A 3,197-nucleotide genomic window follows, 5' to 3' on the forward strand; every position below is an offset into this window, starting at 1 on the left:
CCCCTGGTATGCACGCCCGCCCGCCACGCCGGGCCCGCGCCAGGCGCTGGTGATCGGCGCCGGGCTCGCCGGCAGCGCCAGCGCAGCCAGCCTGGCCCGGCGTGGCTGGCAGGTGACCGTGCTGGAACGCCATGCCGCCCCCGCGCAGGAAGCCTCGGGCAACCCGCAGGGGGTGCTGTACCTCAAGCTTTCCGCCCATGGCACGGCGTTGTCACAGCTGATCCTGTCCGGCTTCGGCTACACCCGGCGCCAGCTCGAACGCCTGCAACGGGGCAAGGACTGGGATGCCTGCGGCGTGCTGCAACTGGCGTTCGACGCCAAGGAAGCCGAGCGCCAGGGCAAACTGGCTGGCGCGTTCGACCACGACCTGCTGCACGCGCTGCAACGTACCGAGGCCGAAGCCGTCGCCGGGGTCGCCCTGCCGGCTGGCGGGCTGTTCTACCCCGAAGGCGGCTGGGTCCACCCGCCTGCCCTGTGCCAGCAGCAGTTGCAGCACCCTGGTATCCGGCTGGTGACCCACCAGGAAGTCATCGAGCTGCGCAAAGTGGCTGACCAGTGGCAAGCCTGGGCCGGCGAGCGCCTGCTGGCCAGCGCGCCGGTGGTGATTCTGGCCGCAGCCGCCGAGGTCCGCCGCTTCGACGCCTGTGCCGGGTTGCCGCTCAAGCGCATCCGCGGCCAGATCACCCGCTTGCCGGCCACCGTCGGCAGCCGGGCACTGCGCACCGTGGTGTGCGCCGAGGGCTACGTGGCACCGCCGCGTGATGATGAACATACCCTGGGCGCGAGCTTTGATTTCAACAGTGACAACCTGGCGCCGACGGTGGCCGAACACCAGGGCAACCTGGCGTTGCTGGACGAGATATCGACCGACCTGGCACAACGCCTGGGCGTGGCAACGCTGAACCCTGAGCACCTGCAAGGGCGGGCGGCATTCCGCTGCACCAGCCCGGATTACCTACCGATTGTCGGGCCGCTGGCCGATGCACAGGCGTTTGCCGACACCTACGCGGTACTGGCGCGTGATGCGCGGCAGGTGCCGCAAGCCCCTTGTCCCTGGCTGGGCGGGCTGTATGTGAACAGCGGGCATGGCTCGCGCGGGTTGATCACTGCCCCATTGAGTGGGGAACTGCTGGCCGCGTGGGTGTGCGGGGAGCCGCTGCCGGTGCCTCAAGGGGTGGCGCAGGCTTGCCATCCTAACCGGTTCGCCCTGCGCAAGCTGATACGGGGCAAGTGATGGAGCCGGGGGCTGCGGTGCAGCCCGATCGCGACACAGGGCCGTTCCGGCAAGGCAAAACCGGTGTCGCGATTGGGCAGAAAAGCGTCGCAGGCCGCAGCCGCATATAACAGATTGTTCTAAAACTCTCATAAAGCACATAGGTCAGTTCCTTAAGGTGCCCTAATCCGGGGCATCACCTCCCCAACGGAAAAACCGGTAAGGACTTATGTGCGGATTAGCAGGAGAATTGGAAAAGGGGGTTTTAAAGGCTTGCAGGGGCTATAAATCCCCCTGATTCCCCCACAAAAAACCTGTTTTGGTACAAAAAGTGGTACGAGAATTCCATACACCAACTGGGCCCGCTGGCACATCAGGCGCGCCCTTCTCGTGCGCGCCACAAAATTGCGAGGTCGGGTTTCGTGGCGCGTGCTAATTTTTCCTCCCTCGAATGTAGGCCGATCACGCCATTTTTCCTAAAGCGGATTCTCGCCTCAATTTTGTTCTTTTTGAGGTGAGGCTACCTGCAGGCTGATACGGAGGCCTCCAGTTGCTTCTCATACCCGATCCGCTGACGCCGCTCGGCCAGTAGAGCCCGCACCTTTACCTCTAGGCTGTCGGTCTTGCGCAGACCGGCAGCAGCCCAGGGCGGAACAGCCACATCCGGCGCGCGGCACGGCACCTGCACAGGCACCTCGACGCGAACGGCGCGCACCTCTGGCTCGACCCGCGCTGCACAGCCTGCCAGCAGGAGGATGCCTGCGAGCACCCCCATCCCATGCAGGGATCTCCTTGCAATGGTCATAGCCCTAGCTCCTGATCGATGATCGAGGTGGCGGCCGCGCATTGGTCGCCACCGGTGCGCTCCTGCTGCAGCCGGTTCGCCGCAGCGTAGTCGTCTTGGGCTCTGGCCTTGGCCTCACCTACCGCCTGCTCCGCCCTGGCCTGGCGCTCGTTCGCGGCCATGGTCAAGTCGCCCAAAGCCTTTCCCTGCTCTTGCGCCAGGCCGCTGAGATTGTCCCGGGCAGCCTTGCAAGTGGAGACTTCGCCATTGGCCTGGTCCAGCAGCGGGCGGTAGTGACCAGCAGCCAGCCACACGCCACACGCACCGCCGAGCCCGGCCAAGAGCACGCAGCCCAACAGAACGGCGGCCAGGCGGCCGCCCTCCATCGGTGCCACAATCATGCCAAGGCCCGCCGGATACCCTCATCGATCACCTCGGCCTTGTACGGGTTCCCGCCGTTCTCATGGGTGATGATGCCCACCACAGCCTCGCGCAGCACCCGTGGGTCGGAGATGTCGATGGAGTCGCGCACACCTACACCGAGCCGTTTGGCGACGGCCTGGGCGTAAGCCAGAGTGTTGTTCTCGCTGGCCGGCGCCCAGCGGCTGATGAACTCGAGTGGGGTATCGATACCAGGTCGACCTACCCCGGGCATGCCATCCTTGCCACGGTAGTTGAGCAGAAGCTTGCCCAAGGCACGGATTCCGTTCTCGGCTTGGTCAAAGCGGGCGAAGCGCGGACTGGCCACGCCCACCTCCACGCCAAGCTGGCCCTGCCAAGCATTGCGGGGGTTGAAATCGATGTTGCCGGGGTTGTTGTTGCGGACGCCGCGGGGTGCAGTCATGGGTTTTCTCCAGGCGTAAAAAAGCCCGCGTTGAGCGGGCATTGGGTGGTTGCGAACGCCGTCAGGCAGCAGACGCCTCAGGCTCTGGTGCTGGCTCTGCCGGATCTTTTGCGCTGATGGAGACTTTGGCGGTGTAGTCCTTCAGCACCTGGGCGACACAGACCTGGGCGGCCGGGAACTGGCTCAAGATCTCGCGGGCTCGGGCGTCGGCCTCCTCCTGGGTGGCGTAGCGAGTTTTGTTGGCAACTTCGTAGTCATTGCTCAGGTTGATGGCGACAAATGGCATGGGTAAATCTCCAGGCAAAAAAGCCCGCTCGATGGCGGGCATTGGGTAGTTGGCTTGGATTCAAGCCTTG

General features: G+C 64.9%; 5 protein-coding genes. 1 reads left to right on the plus strand and 4 read right to left on the minus strand.

Going from position 1 to position 3,197, the window contains the following annotated elements; all coding sequences use genetic code 11:
- Positions 1 to 1,234 (plus strand): FAD-dependent 5-carboxymethylaminomethyl-2-thiouridine(34) oxidoreductase MnmC1 (gene mnmC1, locus GYA94_RS24385; protein ID WP_161893265.1); only part of this gene is annotated, 1,234 nt, incomplete at its 5' end.
- 499 nt (positions 1,235 to 1,733) lie between these two features.
- Here mnmC1 and GYA94_RS28345 read toward each other — a convergent pair.
- The 4 genes from GYA94_RS28345 to GYA94_RS24400 all read right to left on the minus strand — a co-directional run bounded on the left by GYA94_RS28345 (position 1,734) and on the right by GYA94_RS24400 (position 3,127).
- On the minus strand, positions 1,734 to 2,018 hold the full coding sequence (locus GYA94_RS28345) for a hypothetical protein (RefSeq protein WP_182275291.1): 285 nt from the start codon (positions 2,016 to 2,018) through the stop codon (positions 1,734 to 1,736).
- Positions 2,015 to 2,398: a hypothetical protein gene (locus GYA94_RS24390; RefSeq protein WP_236184546.1), complete on the minus strand. Its 384-nt coding sequence runs from the start codon at positions 2,396 to 2,398 to the stop codon at positions 2,015 to 2,017. Before GYA94_RS24390 ends, GYA94_RS28345 begins: the two co-directional genes overlap by 4 nt.
- A complete protein-coding gene (locus GYA94_RS24395) occupies positions 2,395 to 2,841 on the minus strand; it encodes a structural protein P5 (RefSeq protein WP_161893266.1) in 447 nt (148 codons plus the stop codon). Before GYA94_RS24395 ends, GYA94_RS24390 begins: the two co-directional genes overlap by 4 nt.
- A 61-nt stretch (positions 2,842 to 2,902) precedes the next feature.
- The gene (locus tag GYA94_RS24400) at positions 2,903 to 3,127 is read right to left on the minus strand and encodes a hypothetical protein (RefSeq protein ID WP_161893267.1); all 225 of its coding nucleotides are present in this window, start codon (positions 3,125 to 3,127) and stop codon (positions 2,903 to 2,905) included.
- Positions 3,128 to 3,197 lie beyond the last annotated feature (70 nt).

This window comes from Pseudomonas juntendi (assembly GCF_009932375.1).
Lineage (GTDB): Bacteria > Pseudomonadota > Gammaproteobacteria > Pseudomonadales > Pseudomonadaceae > Aquipseudomonas > Aquipseudomonas juntendi.

Coding starts and splice junctions, on each gene's coding strand:
- GYA94_RS24400 (WP_161893267.1), bottom strand. CDS start 3,127: ATGCCATTTGTCGCCATCAACCTGAGCAATGACTACGAAGTTGCCAAC.
- GYA94_RS24390 (WP_236184546.1), bottom strand. CDS start 2,398: ATGATTGTGGCACCGATGGAGGGCGGCCGCCTGGCCGCCGTTCTGTTG.
- GYA94_RS24395 (WP_161893266.1), bottom strand. CDS start 2,841: ATGACTGCACCCCGCGGCGTCCGCAACAACAACCCCGGCAACATCGAT.
- GYA94_RS28345 (WP_182275291.1), bottom strand. CDS start 2,018: ATGACCATTGCAAGGAGATCCCTGCATGGGATGGGGGTGCTCGCAGGC.